Raw genomic sequence first — 16,751 nt, 5'->3', positions numbered from 1 at the left:
CCGGGCCATCAGGCGACGGGCGACCAGCCGCCCTCCATGTGCAGCAGGTCGGCCTTGCCCTTGAGCTCGAACTGGCCGCTGGAGCCGCCGGTGCTGGCCCACAGGATCAGCTCGCTGGGCAGCCGCACCGGTTTGCGGAACTGCGCGTGCAGCTCGACGTTCGCCGCAGGCAGCTGCTCGCGCAACGCCGCCAGCGAGCGTGCCAGGCTCCACATGCCGTGGGCGATGGCCGTGGGGAAACCGAACAGCTTAGCGCTGGCGGCGCTCAGGTGGATGGGGTTGTAGTCGCCGGAGACCTTGGCGTACTGGCGGCCGCAGTCGTTGCCGGCGTACCAGCGCGAGTGCTCGATCAGCGGCGCCACGCTGGGCTGCAGTTGTGCCGGGGGCGCGCCGTCCAGTTTCACGCCCTTGCACAGCATCACGCTGTGTTCTTCCCACAACGGGCCCAGGGCGTCGTCGACCCGGGTCACCAGGCCAAAGGTCGCGCCTTTTTCGTGTGGCTCGAGATTTTCCACATGCACGCTGGCGTGCACCCGGCTCAAGCCGCCCAGCGGGCGCAGCACGCAGATGCGATTGCTCAGGTGCACCAGCCCCAGCAAGGGAAAGGGAAACTCGTGGCTGGTCAACAGTTGCATCTGCAGGGCGAAGGCCATCACGTGTGGATAAGTGGGCGGCAGCAGGCCGCTTTCGCCGAAGCCGCAGGCCTGGCGGTAGGCGGCCAGGCGCGCGTTATCCACCGTCAGCCAGGCGCGCAGGCCGGTGTCGGGCAACTGCGTGCCGCTGATCTTGCGGCGCAGCGCGGCGCGGGTGTATAGGCCCGACAGGCCGTCGACGCGGTCGAGGTCTTGCCAATGCACGCTCATGCTCAGGCCCCCACCACGCTTTGGCCGCACACGCGCAGCACCTGGCCGTTGACCGCGCCGCTGCCCGGCTGGGCCAGCCAGGCCACGGCCTCGGCGACGTCCTGGGGCAGGCCGCCCTGGCCGAGGGCGTTCATGCGCCGCCCGGCTTCGCGCAGGGCGAAGGGCATTTGCGCGGTCATGTGGGTCTCGATGAAGCCCGGCGCCACTGCGTTGATGCTGGCGCCACGGGCGGCCAGGGTGGGCCCGAACGCCTGTGCCAGGCCGATCAGCCCCGCTTTGCTGGCGGCGTAGTTGGTCTGCCCGCGGTTGCCGGCGATGCCGCTGGTGGACGACAGCAGGATGACCCGGCCGTGGTCCTTCAGGGTACCGCTGTCGAACAGCGCCTGGGTCAGCAGGTGCGGGGCGTTGAGGTTCACCGCCAGCACCGAGTCCCAGTATTCGGGGGTCATGTTGACCAGGGTCTTGTCGCGGGTGATGCCGGCGTTGTGCACCACCACGTCGATGCCGTCGGGCAGGGCGGCGATCAGCTGCTGCGCGGCATCGCTTGCGCAGATGTCCAGGTCCACGGTGCGCCCGCCCAGGCGCGCGGCCAAGGCGTCGAGGTCGGCCTTGGCCTGGGGCACGTCCAGCAGCACCACCTCGGCGCCGTCGCGGGCCAGGGTTTCGGCAATGGCGGCGCCGATGCCGCGGGCAGCGCCGGTCACCAGGGCCTTCTTGCCGGCCAGTGGTCGGGTCCAGTCCGCTACTTGGCTGGCACAGCGGCTGAGGCGCAGCACCTGGCCGTCGACGTAGGCGCTTTTCGGCGAGAGGAAGAAGCGCAGGGCGCCTTCCAGCTCGGCGTCATCGTCCAGCTGTAGCAGTTGCAGCACGCCGCCGTTGCGCAACTCCTTGGCCAGCGAGCGGCTGAAGCCCTCGATGGCCTTCTGCGCGATGTGCGCGGCAGGTGCCAGGCCGTCGGGCACGCGGCCCAGGATCAGCAGGTGGGCGCTGTTGTCGAGGCTCTTGATCAGCGGCTGGAAGAATTCGCGCAGTTGCTTGAGCTCGGCGCTGTCGCTGATGTGGCTGGCGTCGAACACCACGGCCTTGATCTTCGGGCCCAGGCCGGCAGTCCAGGCGGGCAGGCTGGTGTTGTCGGTGGCAAAGCCGAAGGCGCTGTCGGTGAGCCGCGGCGCCAGTTCGGCGACGTTAGCCGCCAAGGGGCCGCCGCCCACCACCAGGGTGCCGTCGATGGGCCGCAGGCGTCCGGCCTGCCAACGCTCCAGCCGGGCCGGCGTGGGCAGCCCTACGGCGCCCACCAGGCGGCGGCCGAGGTCGGAATTGGCGAAGTCGATATAACGGTCGGACATGGAACGCTCTCCGGCAGATTGAGTTCAAAGTGTGGACCACGTTGGCGACCTGGTCGTTCGGTCTGTTGAGCGGCTGTGATCCAGCCTTTGATCTGGCTTGTGATCTGGCTATTGATCTGGCTGTTGATCTTGATTGTATGCCCCGTAAAGCGCCCGGGCCGACTGGAGGTGTCGATCAACGGGCTGCCCGAAGGGCCGAGGCCGTAGGCCGAAGAGACGGTAACCCGCAGGCTTCTATAGCGGGTGCCGTCTGCCCGTTGATCGGCGCCGGAAGGAGGGGACCCGTAGCGCAGCGGAGGGCCCAAGCAGGGGCAAGCGTTTTTTGCTTACTTTTTGTGGCGTTTGACAAAAAGTGAGTCGGCGTAAGGGCGGAAAGGTGATTTTGCATCACCTCGGTAATGGATATGTTCACGATGGTCGGATCCTGCTTCTGGCGATTCTGGATACATCCATTTTCGCGGTGCGACCACCGACCGTTTCGGCCTTACGCCGAGTAACTTTTTGGCAGTCGCCCCAAAAAGTCACCAAAAAGGGCTCGCCCCTGCTTGGGCCCTTCGCTGCGCTACGGGTCCCCTCCCTCCGGCGTCGCTCAAGCGGACGACGGCCCGGAATAGAAGCGCCTCCGGTTCCGTCTTCCACGGCTACGCCGTGGACCGCTTGATCAACGCCTCCAGTCGGCCCTGGCGCTTTACGGGGCCAAGATCAACGTCAAAAGCCAGAGCAAGAGCAAGATCAAGATCAAGATCAAGATCAAGATCAAGATCAAGATCAAGATCAAGCATCGGCTGGGTCGCCTACGCTCAAACCACTTTGTTCAGCCGTACAGGGAGTCTTCACATGAATGCACCGCGCCGGGTCGCCATCATCGGCGGCAACCGCATCCCCTTCGCCCGCGCCAACGGCCCCTACGCCAAGGCCAGCAACCAGGCCATGCTCACGGCAGCGCTGGAAGGCCTGATCGAGCGCTTCGGCCTGCACGGCCTGCGGATGGGTGAGGTGGCCGCAGGGGCGGTGCTGAAGCTGTCGCGCGATTTCAACCTGACCCGCGAGTGCGTGCTGGGCTCGCGCCTGTCGCCGCAGACGCCAGCCTATGACGTCAGCCAGGCCTGCGGCACGGGGCTGGAAGCAGCGCTATTGGTGGCCAACAAGATCGCCCTGGGGCAGATCGAATGCGGCATCGCCGGCGGCGTCGACACCGCTTCCGATGCGCCCATTGCGGTCAGCGAAGGCATGCGCCAGATCCTCTTGCAGGCCAACCGCGCCAAGGGCACCGGGGCCAAGGTCCGCGCGCTATTGCAGCTGCGCCCGCATCATTTCAAGCCGGAACTGCCGCGCAACGGCGAGCCGCGCACCGGGCTGTCCATGGGCGAGCACTGCGAGCTGATGGCGCAGACCTGGCAGATTCCGCGCGAAGCCCAGGACCTGCTGGCGCTGCACAGCCACCAGAACATGGCCCGCGCCTACAGCGACGGCTGGCACGACGACCTGGTGACGCCGTTCCTGGGCCTGACCCGCGACAACAACCTGCGCCCTGACCTGACCCTGGAAAAGCTCGCCGCCCTGAAGCCGGTGTTCGAGCGCAGCGCCAAGGGCACGCTGACGGCGGGCAACTCGACGCCGCTTACCGATGGCGCCTCGGTGGTGCTGCTGGGCAGCGAAGACTGGGCGCGGGAACGCGGCTTGCCGGTGCTGGCGTACTTGCGCGACGGCGAGACTGCCGCGGTGAATTTCGTCAAGGGCGAGGAGGGCTTGTTGATGGCCCCGGCCTACGCCGTGCCGCGGTTGCTGGCACGCAACGGCCTGAGCCTGCAGGACTTCGACTACTACGAGATTCACGAAGCTTTCGCCGCCCAGGTGCTGTGCACCCTCAAGGCCTGGGAAGACCCGGACTATTGCCGCACGCGCCTGGGCCTGGACGCGCCGCTGGGCGCCATTGACCGCAGCAAGCTGAACGTCAAGGGCAGCTCGCTGGCGGCCGGCCACCCGTTCGCCGCCACCGGCGGGCGTATCGTCGCCAACCTGGCGAAGTTGCTGGCCCAGGCCGGCAGCGGCCGCGGGCTGATTTCCATCTGCGCCGCCGGCGGCCAGGGGGTGACGGCGATTATCGAGCGCTGACCGGCGCCTGGGCGTCGATCTCGGCCAGGGTCCGCGCCTTGATGCGGTGCGAGTAGCTCTCGGCGATCACCGAGCAGACGATCAGCTGCAGCGGGTGGTAGATCATGATCGGCAGCAGGATCAGGCCAAGGCCCGGGTTGGCGCCGAAGATCAACGCCGCCATGGGCGCGCCGGCGGCCAGGGATTTCTTGGTGGCGCAGAACACCGCCGCCACCTCGTCGGCGTGGTTGAAATGCAGGGCCTTGGCGCTGCGGGTGGTCAGCACCAGGATCACCGCCAGCAGGATCGCGGTGCCGACGAACGCCGTCACCAGCACGCTGTCACCCTGCTGCTGCCACATGCCCGAGACCATGGAGTTGCAGAACGCGGCGTACACCAGCAGCAGAATCACCAGCTTGTCGATGACGTTGGTGTATTTCTTGTAGCGCGCGAAGAACTTGCCCAGCAGCGGGCGCATCAGCTGGCCCAACACCAACGGCAGCAACAGCATGGCGCACAGGTCGAGCAGGGTCTTGCCCAGGTCGATGCCGCCGCTGCCGGTGCCCACCACCAGGCTCACCAGCCACGGCGTGATGAAAATGCCCAGCACGCTGGACAGGCTGGCGTTGAGGATGGCCGCCGGCACGTTGCCCGAGGCGCTGCCGGTGAGCGCCACCGACGAGGAAATGGTCGAGGGCAGGGCGCACAGGTAGAAGAAGCCCAGCATCAGCGTCGGCGACACGAAGTGGCCAAACAGCTTGTCACACACCAGCCAGATCAGCGGGAACACCACGAAGGTGAACACCTGCACCATGATGTGCAGCCGGGTGTTTTTCAGGCCGTGGCGGATCTGCTCGCCCGACAGATTGATGCCGTGCATGAAGAACACGATGAACACACCGGCGTTGATCACGTATTCCGCATGCATCGAACCGCCGCTGGCGCCGAAGCGTGGGAAGAAGTAGGCCAGCAGCGTGGCCAGGAACATGCCGAGCAGGAACCAATCGGTCACTACGCGTTTAAGGTGTTTGAGCGCTTGCATAACAGGATCCTGCGGACGGATTTGTAATCATTGGTCGCAAAGATTACCGTGAGCAATCTTCTGCCGTCTTGCGACACAAGGCCAATCGATGCCGACTAACGGACAAACCGGCCTGCCCCGCCGCATTCCCGAGCTGCTGGCGCTGCCCCGGCCGCTCTACGCCCGGGCCGAGAGCCTGCACGCGGGCTCCTGGACCCCACGCCACAGCCACGACTGGGTGCAGTTTTCCTACGCCATCAGTGGCGTGCTGGGCGTGCACACCGCCGAGGGCAGCTTCTTCGCCCCGCCCCAGTGGGGCGTGTGGATTCCCGCCGGGCTGGAGCACGAAGTGGTGACCTCCATGCGCGCGGAAATGCGCAGCCTGTACGTGCGCCGCGAGGACGCCCCGTGGGCCTCGCCGCGCTGCCGGGTACTGGAGGTGACGCCGCTGGCGCGCGAGCTGATCAAGAGCTTCTGCCAGCTACCGGTGGACTACCCCGAGGGCGACACCGCCCAAGCGCGCCTGGCCCAGGTGCTGCTGGACCAGTTGGCCAGCTTGCCCGAAGTGGGCTTCTCGCTGCCGTTGCCGCGCCACCCGCGCCTGTTGGGGTTGTGCAACGAGCTGATCGAGAACCCCGACCAGGCCGTCACCCTCAGCGACTGGGCCAGCCGCCTGGGCACCTCGGAGAAAACCCTGATGCGCCTGTTCCAGCGCGAGACCGGCCTGAGCTTTCGCGGCTGGCGCCAGCGCATGCGCCTGCTGTCGTCGCTGGACAGCCTGGAGCAGGGCCACAGCGTGACCAGCGCGGCGCTGTCCTGCGGCTACGACTCCACGTCGGCGTTCATTGCCGCGTTCAAGAGCCTGTTCGGCATCACCCCTGGCGAGCTGTTCAGGTAGCCGCGGCTGTTTTCCCACGCCGGGGGGGTAGGCCCCAGGCTTGATCGTCAGACCATTCCCGCGCCGCATGTCGGCCCAGTCCTAAATGCATACGCTCCAGACCTCCGTAGTTTGTCTTGGCCAACGGCAATCACAACTAAGGAAGGTTGAACATGAGCAAGTATTTTTCCCTCGCACTACTGGCGGCCGGTGCCGCAGCGTTGAGCCAGGCGGCGCAAGCCGCCCCGCCAGACTTCTTCCGGGGCGAACACGCCATGCTGGCCGCTGCCAGCGCCGACACCCAGGCCTGGTACGGCGAACTGTCGGGCGTTCGCGGGCGTTTCGATGAACTGCGCAACCAGGGCGGCCAGGAAGGCCTGTGGGTGCGTACCCTCAACAGCAAGGCGCGTTATTCGCCCACCAGTGGTGCCGACTACACCCAGCGCCAGGGCGGCTTCACCCTGGGCATCGACGCCAGCCTCAGCGATGAGGCGCGGGTGGGGCTGATGGGCGGCTACAGCCGTTCTTCCCTCAGCATAACAGGGCCCGACAGTGCCTACCTGTCCAGCTACTACCTGGGCGCCTACGGCACCTGGATGAACGAGCAGGGCTACTACGTCGACGGCCTGGTGAAGGCCAACCAGCTGCGCAACGACCTGAAATCCAGCCATGGCGAATACCGGATCAAGGGCCAGTATCGCAACCTGGCGCTGGGTACTTCGGTGGAGGCGGGCAAAGTCATCACGCTGGATGAGGGGTGGTACGTCAAGCCGTTCGGGCAGATGGCGGCAGTTGCCGTGCAGGGCAAGGACTACGAGCTGAACTACGGCCTGGATGCCCACGCCGAGAACAGCCACTCCATGCAGGGCAAGGCCGGCCTGCAGGTAGGCCGCAAGCTTGAAACCACGCGGGGCGGCGCCATGCAGCCGTATGCACGGGTGGCGTATGCGCGGGAGTTTGCCGATACCAATGAAGTGTTCGTAGCCGGTGATCGTTACCGCAACGACCTGGCCGGTGGGCGCTACGAGTACGGCGTCGGCCTGGCCGCCCAGGTGTCGCAGCGGGTGCAGCTCAACGCCGATGTCGAATACGCCAAGGGTAAGCGCGTCGAGCAGCCCTACGGGCTGAACGTGGGCATGCGCTACGCGTTTTGAGCCTGTGACGCGGCCTGCGGCCGCTGCTACGAACCGCGTAGCAGCGGCCGAAGGCCGCGTCTTTACGTTCTGAACCGGCGCACCAGCGCATCCAGCTCGTTCGACAGCCCCGCCAGGCTCTGGGAATCGCTGCGCGCCGTGTTGGCCAGCTCGGCCACCAACTGCGCATCCCCGTGAATCTGGCTGATGTGCCGGTTGATGTCCTCGGCCACCTGGTGCTGTTCCTCGGCCGCCGTGGCGATCTGGGTGTTCATGTCGCGAATCACGTCCACCGACTCGCGAATCTGCCCGAAGCTGGCGCGCGCCTGGCCGATGCGTTCCACCGACTGTTGCGACACTTCCAGGCTGGCGTGCATCTGCTGCGCCACTTGGCTGGTGCGCTGGGCCAGGTTGCCCAGCAGGCCGTCGATTTCGGCGGTGGAGTCGGCGGTGCGCTTGGCCAGCGCCCGCACTTCATCGGCCACCACGGCAAAGCCGCGGCCCTGCTCGCCGGCACGGGCGGCCTCGATGGCGGCGTTCAACGCCAATAGGTTGGTCTGCTCGGCGATGGAGCGGATGGTGCCGAGGATCGACTGGATATCGTTGCTGTCGCGCTCCAGTTGGGCGATGGACTGCGCCGACTGTTCGATCTCGTGGCTCAGGCGGTCGACGCTGTTCACCGCCGCGTCGATCTGCTGCTGGCCTTCACGGGCCTGGCGCTGGCCGCTGTCGGCGGAGTCGGCGGCCTGGCTGCACGAACGCGCGACCTCGTTGGCGGTGGCGACCATTTCGTGGAAGGCGGTGGAAACCATGTCCACGGCCTCGCGCTGGCGCCCGGCGGCGTCGGCCATGTTTGCCGACACCTGGGTAGAACTGCTGGAGCTGGCAAGAATTTTCGTCGCCGCGCCGCCGATGCTCTGGATCAGGCTGCGGATGGCGCCCAGGAACTGATTGAACCAGTTGGCCAGTTGCGCGGTTTCGTCGCTGCCGCGCACGGCCAGGTTCTGGGTCAGGTCACCCTCGCCCTGGGCGATGCCTTCCAGGCCGCTGGCCACGCTGCGGATCGGCCGCACGATCAGGGTGGCAAAGCTGGCGCCCACCACGGCGAAGATCAGCGCCAGCACGGCGGCGATGCCGCCGATCAGCCAGGTCAGCTGGGTGGCGCCGCTCATCACCTCGCTCTGCTTGATCAGGCCGACGAAGGTCCAACCCAGCTGTTCCGATGGCCAGACGTTGGCCATGTAGCGCTCGCCGTTGATCTGTACTTCCACAAGGCCCGGGCCGGCCTTGGCCAGCTCGGCGTAGCCCTCACCCAGGCTGCCCAGCGCCTTGAAGTTGTGTTCCGGCTGCTTGGGGTCGACCAGCACCGTGCCGTCGCGCTCCATCAGCATCAGGTAGCCGCTTTCGCCCAGCTTGATCTGCTTGACGATTTCGGTCAGGCCCTTGAGCGAGACGTCGATGTTGACCACGCCGCCCTGGCTGCCCAGCTGGTTGGCCACGGCGCGCACGGTGCTGACCAGCACGGCGTCGTCGCCGGCCCAGTAATAGGCCGAGGTGCGCAGGGTCTTGCCCGGGTTGGCCATGGCGGTCTTGTACCAGGGGCGCTGGCGCGGGTCGTAGTTGGCCATTTTCGGGTCGCCCGGCCAGAACGCATAGCCACCGGCGCTGGTACCGTAGGACACGTAGGAATAGTTGGGGTGGCTGGCGGCCAGGCTGGCGAAGAAGTCGAACAATTGCTTGTCCTGCTCGCCCATGGGGATGTTCGGTGCGTCGGCGCCCTGGTAGCTCTTGAGGTTGGCGTCGGCGGCTTTTACCAGCGGGTGGTTGGCCAGGAAATCGACGTTCTGGCTGATGCCTTCGAAGAACAGCTGCATGGCGTTAGCCACCTGGCGGATCTCGCGGCTGCTGCCGTCGACGAAGTTGGACCTGGCATCGCTGCGCAGATTCAAGATGACCAGGGTGGCGACCAGGACAATGGGCAGACACGCGATCACCGCGAAGGCCCAGGTCAGTTTCTGTTTGATGTTCATCCGTGCTCCAGAATCTTTTTTATATAAAAAGGGGCAGTTCATCGAAAACAAAACGTGCGCGGCAGGCGTTGGTTTTTTTGGAGCCTGCATCGAGCATTGTCGGCTGGTATACCAAAATGTTGAGGTGAATTTTCAGCCGCGCCGGGGTCAAACGCTTCAGCTGACAGCCGTGCCGGCAATGCCTGGCATTACCTTTGCTCCGGAAAAGTCGGCATTGTGCCGCCACTATGAGAGGATGGCCGCCGAACCATTGCATTCCCGCGTGTTTGGTTACAAAGGACCCACAATAAAAGCTGATGAAGACTCCAAAACGCATTGAACCCCTGATCGAAGACGGTCTGGTCGACGAGGTGCTGCGCCCACTGATGAGTGGTAAAGAAGCGGCGGTCTATGTGGTGCGCTGTGGCAAGGAACTGCGCTGCGCCAAGGTCTACAAGGAGGCGAACAAACGAAGTTTTCGTCAGGCGGCCGAGTATCAGGAAGGCCGCAAGGTGCGTAACAGCCGCCAGGCCCGGGCCATGGCGAAGGGGTCGAAGTTCGGCCGCAAGGAAGCCGAGGAGGCCTGGCAGAACGCCGAGGTGGCCGCCTTGTTCCGCCTGGCTAACGCCGGGGTGCGGGTGCCCAAGCCGTTCGACTTCCTGGAAGGCGTGCTGCTGATGGAGTTGGTGGCCGACGAGTACGGCGACGCTGCGCCACGGTTGAACGACGTGGAACTGGACGCCGAACAGGCGCGCGAATACCACGAGTTCCTGATTCGCCAGATCGTGCTGATGCTCTGCACCGGCCTGGTGCACGGTGACCTGTCGGAGTTCAACGTGTTGCTGGGCCCGGACGGCCCGGTGATCATCGACCTGCCCCAGGCGGTCGATGCAGCGGGCAACAACCACGCCTTCAGCATGCTGGAGCGCGACGTGGGCAACATGGCCAGCTACTTCGGCCGCTTTGCCCCGGAACTGCGCGACACCCGCTATGCGCGGGAAATGTGGGCGCTGTACGAGGAAGGCAAGCTGCACCCGGCCAGCGTGCTGACCGGCCAGTTTGCTGACGACGACAGCGTGGCCGACGTCAACAGCGTCATGCGCGAGATCGAAGCGGCGCGGCTGGACGAAGCCCGTCGCCAGGCGGCCCGCAGCGCCGACGACGCGCCACCGTCCAAGGCCGAGGAACCGCCACCGCCCTGGTTGCAATAGATCCGTAGCCGCTGCCGAAGGCTGCGCTGGCCCTTGTCCACGTTGGAAATCTCCAGTGTCCTCAGGTGCCAGCGCAGCCTGGCGGCAGCGGCTACAGCTCAGTTGCAGCAGCCGCCCGACGCCAGGTCCGCCAGGATCGGACAGTCAGGGCGGTCATTGCCCTGGCAGTGCGACGCCAGGTTCTGCAAGGTGTCGCGCAGCCCGGTCAGTTCGGCGATGCGCCGGTTCAGGTCGTCGATGTGCCGATGGGCCAGCGCCTTGACGTCGGCGCTGGCGCGGCCGCGGTCCTGCCACAGGGTCAGCAGTTGCGCCACTTCCTCCAGCGAAAACCCCAGGTCCCTCGAGCGCTTGATGAACGCCAGCGTGTGCAGGTCATCGTCCTGGTACAGGCGGTAGCCGCTGTCGGTGCGCAATGCCGGCTTGAGCAGGCCGATGGCCTCGTAGTAGCGGATCATCTTGGCGCTCAGCCCGCTGTGGCGGGCGGCCTGGCCGATGTTCATGTTCATGCTTTCATTCCTTGTCATCCAGCCCGCCGGGGCGCCAGGTTTTCAGCAGCAGCGCGTTGCTGACCACGCTGACGCTGGACAGCGCCATGGCCGCGCCGGCCAGCACCGGGTTGAGCAGGCCGAAGGCGGCCAGCGGTATGCCGATCAGGTTATACACAAACGCCCAGAACAGGTTCTGGCGGATTTTCGCGTAGGTCTTGCGGCTGATCTCCAGCGCTGCCGGCACCAGCCGTGGGTCGCCACGCATCAGGGTGATGCCCGCGGCCTGCATGGCCACGTCGGTGCCGCCGCCCATGGCGATGCCGACGTCGGCTGCGGCCAGCGCGGGGGCGTCGTTGATGCCGTCGCCGACCATGGCCACCACGCCGTCGGCTGTCAGCCGCTTAACCATGATGGCCTTGTCGGCGGGCAGCACCTGGGCGTGCACATCGTCGATGCCCAGCGCCTGGGCCACGACCCGGGCGCTGCCCTGGTTGTCGCCGGTCAGCAGGTGGCTGCTGATGTGCCGTGCCTGTAGCTGGGCCACGGCCTCGCGCGCGCCGGGTTTCAGGCTGTCACCGAAGGCCAGCAGGCCCAGCACCCGCGGGGTATCGCCCAGCGCCAGCAGCCAGCTGAGAGTACGGCCTTCGTCTTCCCAGGCCTGGGCCGGCAGGCCTTCGCTGTTCAGGCCTGCCTCCTCCAGCAGGCGCCGGTTGCCCAACGCCAGTTGCTGGCCCTGCACCGTGCCGCTGACGCCGCGGCCGGCCAGGGCCTGGCTGTCGGCAGGCGTTTGCACTGCCAGCTGGCGCTCGGCACAGGCTTGCAGCACGGCCTTGGCCAGTGGGTGTTCGCTGCCGCGTTGCAGGCTGCCCGCCCACTGCAGCAGCGTGGCTTCGGCAATGCCCAGCGCCTGCCAGTGCACCAGCGTCGGGGCGCCGGAAGTGAGGGTGCCGGTCTTGTCGAACACCACGCGGGTCACCGCCTGGGCGCGTTCCAGGGCTTCGGCGTCCTTGATCAGGATGCCGTGGCGGGCGGCTACGCCGGTGCCGGCCATGATCGCCGCCGGAGTGGCCAGGCCCAGGGCGCAGGGGCAGGCAATGACCAACACAGCCACGGCGTTGATGATCGCGGTTTCCAGCGGCGCCCCGTGCAGCCACCAGCCGGCCAGGGTCAGCAGCGCCAGCACCAGCACGGTGGGCACGAACACTTGGCTGACGCGGTCCACCAGTTTCTGGATCGGCGCCTTGGCGGCCTGGGCGTCTTCCACCAGGCGAATGATCTGCGCCAGCACGCCTTCGCCGCCCAGGGCCGTGGCCTGCACCAGCAGGCGGCCTTCGCCATTGATGGCGCCGCCGATCACCGCATCGCCGGCCTGCTTGGGTACCGGCAGGCTCTCGCCGCTGATCAGCGATTCGTCGGCGTGGCTGCGGCCTTCCAGCACCTGGCCGTCGACTGCGAAGCGCTCACCGGGGCGCACCACCAGGTGGTCACCCAGGCGCAGCTGGGCGATGGCCACGTCCTGCTCCACGCCGTCGCGCAGGCGGGTGGCGCGCTCGGGGCGCAGCTGTTCCAGGGCGCGGATGGCGCTGGCGGTCTGGCGCTTGGCGCGGCTTTCCAGATATTTGCCCAGCAGCACCAGGGCGATGACGACTGCCGAGGCCTCGAAATACAGGTGCGGCATGTGCCCCGCCGGGGTGCGTGCCCATTCGTACAGGCTCAGGCCGTAGCCGGCGCTGGTGCCCAGGGCCACCAGCAGGTCCATGTTGCCGGCGCGGGCGCGCACCGCCTTGAAGGCGGCAATGTAGAAACGGGCGCCGAGGATGAACTGCACCGGGGTGGCCAGCGCCCACTGCAGCCAGGCTGGCAGCATCCAGTCCAGGCCAAACGGCTGGGCCAGCATGGGCGCTACCAGTGGCAGCGCCAGCAGCAGGGCGGCAACGAGTGCAAGGCGTTCGCGCAGCAACGCCTTGGCCGGGTCCACGGGCGGTGCGTCGGGCAGGCTGGCGCTGTAGCCGGCCTTGGCCACGGCGGCAATCAGCGTGGCCGGGTCCATGGCCGTCACCAGCTCGACGTGGGCCCGCTCGCTGGCCAGGTTGACGCTGGCCAGCTTCACACCGTCCACTTTATTCAGGGCGCGTTCCACCCGGCCGGCACAGCTGGCGCAGGTCATGCCACTGATGGGCAGTTCGAGGGTAAGGGCGTTGGACATGAGAAGTCCTCCTTGGCAGAGGACCCTAGAATCAACCTTGCCACCTTGGCAAGGTCAAGCGTCAGGCAACCTCAGTACTGGTCCTCGGGCGCAGGCTTGAGGTACAGGCCGTTCGGCCCGTTGGCGATGCGGTACTTCTGCACCGCGCCGGCGTGCAGTTCGATGGCGGTGGCGTTGGGCGCCGGCAAGCCCGGGGCACAACCGCCCACCTGGCCAGGCTCCTGCATCAGCCGCACCACCACTTTGCCCGGCGGCAGGTTGAACGACACCTCCTGCTCCTGGAACAGCCGGCCGACCTTGTTATCGCCGATGTAGATGCTCAGTTCGCACGGCGTGCCGACCTCCAGGCGTTCACGGGACACGATCAGGACGCTGTAGTCCTGGATGCTCTCGGCGTAGGCGCCGAGCGACAGGGTCAACAGACCCAGGGCGCCCAGAAGGCGGAAAACGGACCTGCGCATGGCGCACTTCTCCTGCGGTGGAAATCTTCGATGCCCAAGCTTGGCGGACGCGCCCGTTAATTTCCACCCCGGCAGGCAACGCCAGAACTTGACCTTGTCATGATGGCAAGGTTGAAGCTATACCTTCATCACCTTCAGGAGGCATCACCATGCAAGAGTTCAACGTTCAAGGCATGACCTGCGGCCATTGCGTGCGCGCCGTCACCCAGGCGGTGCAGGCCCTGGACCCGGCCGCCGTGGTCGAGGTGGACTTGGCCAACGCCAAGGTGCGGGTGGAAAGCCAGCAACCCCAGGCGGCCATCGTCGAGGCGATCAAGGAAGAAGGCTACGCCGTGGCTTGAGTGACATAGCGTCGCGGTTTTGGCCCCACGGGATCCAGAGCGGTTAAACTGTACCGTTGCCCTGTTCGCAGCACCCACACTGGATCCTTGATGAACCTCAGAACCATCCTCATTCTCGGCGCGCTCAGCGCTTTCGGGCCGCTGGCCATCGATTTCTACCTGCCGGGCTTCCCGGCCATGGCCCAGGCCTTCGGCACCGACGAGCAGCACATCCAGCTGACCCTGGCGGTGTATTTCCTCGGCCTGTCCATCGGCCAACTGGCCTACGGGCCGATTGCCGACCGCTTCGGCCGCCGTGTGCCGCTGCTGGTGGGCGTGACCCTGTTCACCCTGTCGTCCCTGGCCTGCGCGTTTGCGCCGAGCCTTGAGTGGCTGATTGCCGCGCGTTTCATCCAGGCCTTGGGCGGTTGCGCGGGGATGGTGCTGTCGCGGGCGATCGTCAGCGACAAGTGCGATGCGGTGGGGTCGGCCAAGGTGTTCTCGCAGCTGATGCTGGTGATGGGCCTGGCGCCTATCCTGGCGCCGATGCTCGGCGGGTTGCTGGTGAACACCCTGGGCTGGAAGTGGATCTTCCTGCTGCTGACCGCGTTCAGCGCCCTGGCCGGGCTTTCGGTGGCCCTGGGCCTGCCGGAAAGCATGCCTGCACACCACCCGCGCCAGCCGCTAAGCGGCGCCCTGGGCCGATATTTCGGCCTGCTGAAGGACCCGCAGTTCCTCGGCAATGCCCTGACCGGCGGCGTCGCCATGGCGGGCATGTTCGCCTACGTGGCGGGCTCGCCGTTCGTGTTCATCAAGCTCTATGGCGTGCCGGCGGAGCACTACGGCTGGCTGTTCGGCAGCAACGCCGCCGGCTTCATCCTGGTGGCCCAGGTGAACGCGCGCCTGCTGGCCAAGCGCGGCCCGGCGCACATGCTGTCGCGGGCAGTGTGGGTCTACCTGGCTGCGGCGCTGAGCCTGCTGGCCGTGAGCGCGCTGCACACCACGCAACTGTGGCCGCTGCTGATCCCGCTGTTCATCTGCATCGCCAGCCTGGGCTGCATCATTCCCAACGCCTCGGCCTGTGCCATGAACGGCCAGGGCGCGCGCGCCGGCAGTGCCTCGGCGCTGCTGGGCTGCCTGCAGTTCAGCGTGGCGGCAGGTTCCGCCTCATTGGTGGGCGCGCTGTATGACGGCAGCGCCATTCCCATGGCCCTGGTGATCAGCGGTTGTGGCCTGCTGGCCGTGATGTTGGCGCTGGTGACCCAGTGGCTGCGGCGCTCGCGCCCCGCTCACTGAGCAACGCGTTGTTGGCGATAAGGCAGCCGGTGGGGGGCTGCCAGCCGGGATTCCAGGGTGTCGATGAACGCCCGGGCCTCGGCCTCGGTACGAAAGGTCACTACATGTTGATCAAGGCGTACCTGCCATTGGCTACCGTGTTCCCTTGCCAGTTCAGTAAGCACTATCTTCATGGCTGAATGCCTCCGCAGGGTCAGAGGCCTCAAGTGTAGCGCTGCCCAGGCGGCGTGGATTGATTCAGCGCAACCTTTGGACTGACGGTCATTCGGTGCCCGGGGCAGGACGCGGCCTGGTGGCCGCTGCTACGGGAAATATGCCGGCCGCGTCCTATCGGTCAAAAGCCTTCCAGCACGATCTTGCCACGCGCCTTGCCGCTCTCCAGCAGGGCATGGGCGCGTTGCAGGTTCGCCGCGTCGATGCGGCCGAAATGCTCGCCCACGGTGGTGCGCAAGGTGCCGGCGTCGATCAGCTCGGCCACGCGGTTGAGCAGGTGATGCTGCTCGATCATGTCCGGCGTCTCGTACAGCGAACGGGTGTACATGAACTCCCAGTGCAGCGACAGGCTCTTGCGCTTGAGCAGGCCCACGTCCAGCGCCTTGGGGTCATCGATCAGGGCCAGGCGGCCTTGTGGCGCCAGGGCTTCCACCAGTTCGGCCAGGTGCTGGTCGGTCTGGGTCAGGCTGGCCACGTGGGTGACCGGGCCCAGGCCCAGGCGCTTGAGCTCGGCGCTCAGCGGCTGGCTGTGGTCCAGCACGTGGTCGGCGCCCAGCTCGCGCACCCAGGCCTGGGTTTCAGGGCGCGAGGCGCTGGCGATCACCGTCAGGCCGGTCAGTTGGCTGGCCAACTGCGTGAGGATCGAGCCCACGCCACCAGCGGCGCCAACGATCAGCAGGCTCTGCCCGGCGTCCACATGCCCCGGCTGCACCTGTAGGCGCTCGAACAGCAGCTCCCAGGCGGTGATGGCGGTCAGCGGCAGCGCCGCGGCTTCGGCGAAACCGAGGCTGGCCGGCATGCGCCCGACGATGCGCTCATCCACGGTGTGCAGCTCACTGTTGCCGCCGGCGCGGGCGATGGAGCCGGCGTAGTAGACGCGGTCGCCGGGCTTGAACAGGCTGACGTCGCTACCGACCGCCTGCACCACGCCGGCCACGTCCCAGCCCAGCACCTTCGGGTTGCCGCCTTCGGGCGGCATGTTCAGGCGCACCTTGGTGTCCACCGGGTTCACCGAGATGGCCTTGACCTCTACCAGCAGGTCGCGCGGGCCGGGCTGCGGCGCGGGAAGTTCGATGTCTTGCAGCGATTGCGGGTCGGTGATGGGCAGCGAGGCGTAGTAGGCGATGGCTTTCATGGTAGCTCTCCAGAAATGTGTGCCCATGATTAGCTATTTTCAAACGGGGTAAAACCGGCTAAAAGCACAGGCTCTTTC

At 66.6% G+C, this 16,751-nt stretch carries 17 protein-coding genes and 1 pseudogene; 7 read left to right on the top strand and 11 right to left on the bottom strand.

Annotated elements, in window-relative coordinates:
- Positions 1-8: 8 nt before the first annotated feature.
- From AC0Z2B_RS00185 to AC0Z2B_RS00175, 3 genes are all read right to left on the bottom strand, one after another.
- Positions 9-863: a MaoC/PaaZ C-terminal domain-containing protein gene (locus tag AC0Z2B_RS00185; RefSeq protein WP_476294705.1), complete on the bottom strand. Its 855-nt coding sequence runs from the start codon at positions 861-863 to the stop codon at positions 9-11.
- Between the two features lie 2 nt (positions 864-865).
- Positions 866-2,209 (bottom strand): 3-oxoacyl-ACP reductase, encoded by a 1,344-nt coding sequence (locus tag AC0Z2B_RS00180; protein ID WP_476294704.1) that lies wholly within the window; start codon positions 2,207-2,209, stop codon positions 866-868.
- A 641-nt stretch (positions 2,210-2,850) separates the two neighbouring features.
- On the bottom strand, positions 2,851-2,991 hold the full coding sequence (locus AC0Z2B_RS00175; RefSeq protein WP_476294703.1) for a hypothetical protein: 141 nt from the start codon (positions 2,989-2,991) through the stop codon (positions 2,851-2,853).
- Between the two features lie 55 nt (positions 2,992-3,046).
- Here AC0Z2B_RS00175 and AC0Z2B_RS00170 point away from each other — a divergent pair, with 55 nt between their 5' ends.
- Entirely contained in the window at positions 3,047-4,324 is a 1,278-nt protein-coding gene (locus AC0Z2B_RS00170; protein WP_476294702.1) for an acetyl-CoA C-acetyltransferase, read from the top strand.
- Here AC0Z2B_RS00170 and AC0Z2B_RS00165 read toward each other — a convergent pair.
- The gene (locus AC0Z2B_RS00165; protein ID WP_416422266.1) at positions 4,311-5,345 is read right to left on the bottom strand and encodes a bile acid:sodium symporter family protein; all 1,035 of its coding nucleotides are present in this window, start codon (positions 5,343-5,345) and stop codon (positions 4,311-4,313) included. The genes AC0Z2B_RS00170 and AC0Z2B_RS00165 overlap by 14 nt on opposite strands.
- Positions 5,346-5,433: 88 nt before the next feature.
- On the opposite strand from AC0Z2B_RS00165, the gene AC0Z2B_RS00160 reads away from it, so the two are divergent.
- Positions 5,434-6,222 (top strand): AraC family transcriptional regulator, encoded by a 789-nt coding sequence (locus AC0Z2B_RS00160; RefSeq protein ID WP_476294701.1) that lies wholly within the window; start codon positions 5,434-5,436, stop codon positions 6,220-6,222.
- 152 nt (positions 6,223-6,374) lie between these two features.
- Positions 6,375-7,355, top strand: a complete 981-nt coding sequence (locus AC0Z2B_RS00155) for an autotransporter outer membrane beta-barrel domain-containing protein (protein ID WP_476294700.1) — start codon at positions 6,375-6,377, stop codon at positions 7,353-7,355.
- A gap of 62 nt (positions 7,356-7,417) precedes the next feature.
- Here the strand turns inward: AC0Z2B_RS00155 and AC0Z2B_RS00150 are convergent, their stop codons facing one another.
- Together AC0Z2B_RS00150 and AC0Z2B_RS00145 are read right to left on the bottom strand one after the other, a co-directional pair.
- The gene (locus tag AC0Z2B_RS00150) at positions 7,418-8,146 is read right to left on the bottom strand and encodes a methyl-accepting chemotaxis protein (protein WP_475507601.1); all 729 of its coding nucleotides are present in this window, start codon (positions 8,144-8,146) and stop codon (positions 7,418-7,420) included.
- Between the two features lie 129 nt (positions 8,147-8,275).
- A pseudogene (locus AC0Z2B_RS00145) lies at positions 8,276-9,208 on the bottom strand (cache domain-containing protein); the annotation flags it as partial.
- Between the two features lie 148 nt (positions 9,209-9,356).
- Here AC0Z2B_RS00145 and AC0Z2B_RS00140 point away from each other — a divergent pair.
- Together AC0Z2B_RS00140 and AC0Z2B_RS00135 are read left to right on the top strand one after the other, a co-directional pair.
- Positions 9,357-9,683: a hypothetical protein gene (locus AC0Z2B_RS00140; protein WP_476294699.1), complete on the top strand. Its 327-nt coding sequence runs from the start codon at positions 9,357-9,359 to the stop codon at positions 9,681-9,683.
- Entirely contained in the window at positions 9,661-10,554 is an 894-nt protein-coding gene (locus tag AC0Z2B_RS00135; protein WP_416422269.1) for a PA4780 family RIO1-like protein kinase, read from the top strand. Before AC0Z2B_RS00140 ends, AC0Z2B_RS00135 begins: the two co-directional genes overlap by 23 nt.
- Positions 10,555-10,652: 98 nt before the next feature.
- Here the strand turns inward: AC0Z2B_RS00135 and cueR are convergent, their stop codons facing one another.
- The 3 genes from cueR to AC0Z2B_RS00120 all read right to left on the bottom strand — a co-directional run bounded on the left by cueR (position 10,653) and on the right by AC0Z2B_RS00120 (position 13,709).
- The gene (cueR, locus tag AC0Z2B_RS00130) at positions 10,653-11,054 is read right to left on the bottom strand and encodes a Cu(I)-responsive transcriptional regulator (protein WP_476294924.1); all 402 of its coding nucleotides are present in this window, start codon (positions 11,052-11,054) and stop codon (positions 10,653-10,655) included.
- A gap of 10 nt (positions 11,055-11,064) precedes the next feature.
- Entirely contained in the window at positions 11,065-13,248 is a 2,184-nt protein-coding gene (locus AC0Z2B_RS00125) for a heavy metal translocating P-type ATPase (protein ID WP_476294698.1), read from the bottom strand.
- A 71-nt stretch (positions 13,249-13,319) separates the two neighbouring features.
- Entirely contained in the window at positions 13,320-13,709 is a 390-nt protein-coding gene (locus tag AC0Z2B_RS00120; RefSeq protein ID WP_416422271.1) for a hypothetical protein, read from the bottom strand.
- 149 nt (positions 13,710-13,858) lie between these two features.
- Here AC0Z2B_RS00120 and AC0Z2B_RS00115 point away from each other — a divergent pair, with 149 nt between their 5' ends.
- Together AC0Z2B_RS00115 and AC0Z2B_RS00110 are read left to right on the top strand one after the other, a co-directional pair.
- On the top strand, positions 13,859-14,050 hold the full coding sequence (locus AC0Z2B_RS00115; RefSeq protein ID WP_476294697.1) for a heavy-metal-associated domain-containing protein: 192 nt from the start codon (positions 13,859-13,861) through the stop codon (positions 14,048-14,050).
- A gap of 90 nt (positions 14,051-14,140) precedes the next feature.
- A complete protein-coding gene (locus AC0Z2B_RS00110; RefSeq protein ID WP_416422273.1) occupies positions 14,141-15,325 on the top strand; it encodes a multidrug effflux MFS transporter in 1,185 nt (394 codons plus the stop codon).
- Here AC0Z2B_RS00110 and AC0Z2B_RS00105 read toward each other — a convergent pair.
- Complete coding sequence (locus AC0Z2B_RS00105) at positions 15,319-15,498, bottom strand: hypothetical protein (RefSeq protein ID WP_416422274.1); 180 nt, start codon at positions 15,496-15,498, stop codon at positions 15,319-15,321. The two genes, AC0Z2B_RS00110 and AC0Z2B_RS00105, sit on opposite strands and share 7 nt — an antisense overlap.
- A 161-nt stretch (positions 15,499-15,659) precedes the next feature.
- Complete coding sequence (locus AC0Z2B_RS00100; RefSeq protein ID WP_476294696.1) at positions 15,660-16,673, bottom strand: zinc-binding alcohol dehydrogenase family protein; 1,014 nt, start codon at positions 16,671-16,673, stop codon at positions 15,660-15,662.
- Between the last annotated feature and the right edge of the window lie 78 nt (positions 16,674-16,751).

The organism is Pseudomonas sp. GYB4201, assembly GCF_056312595.1.
Note: the sequence above shows the minus strand (reverse complement) of the source record. Positions and strands in the feature narration are given on the sequence as shown.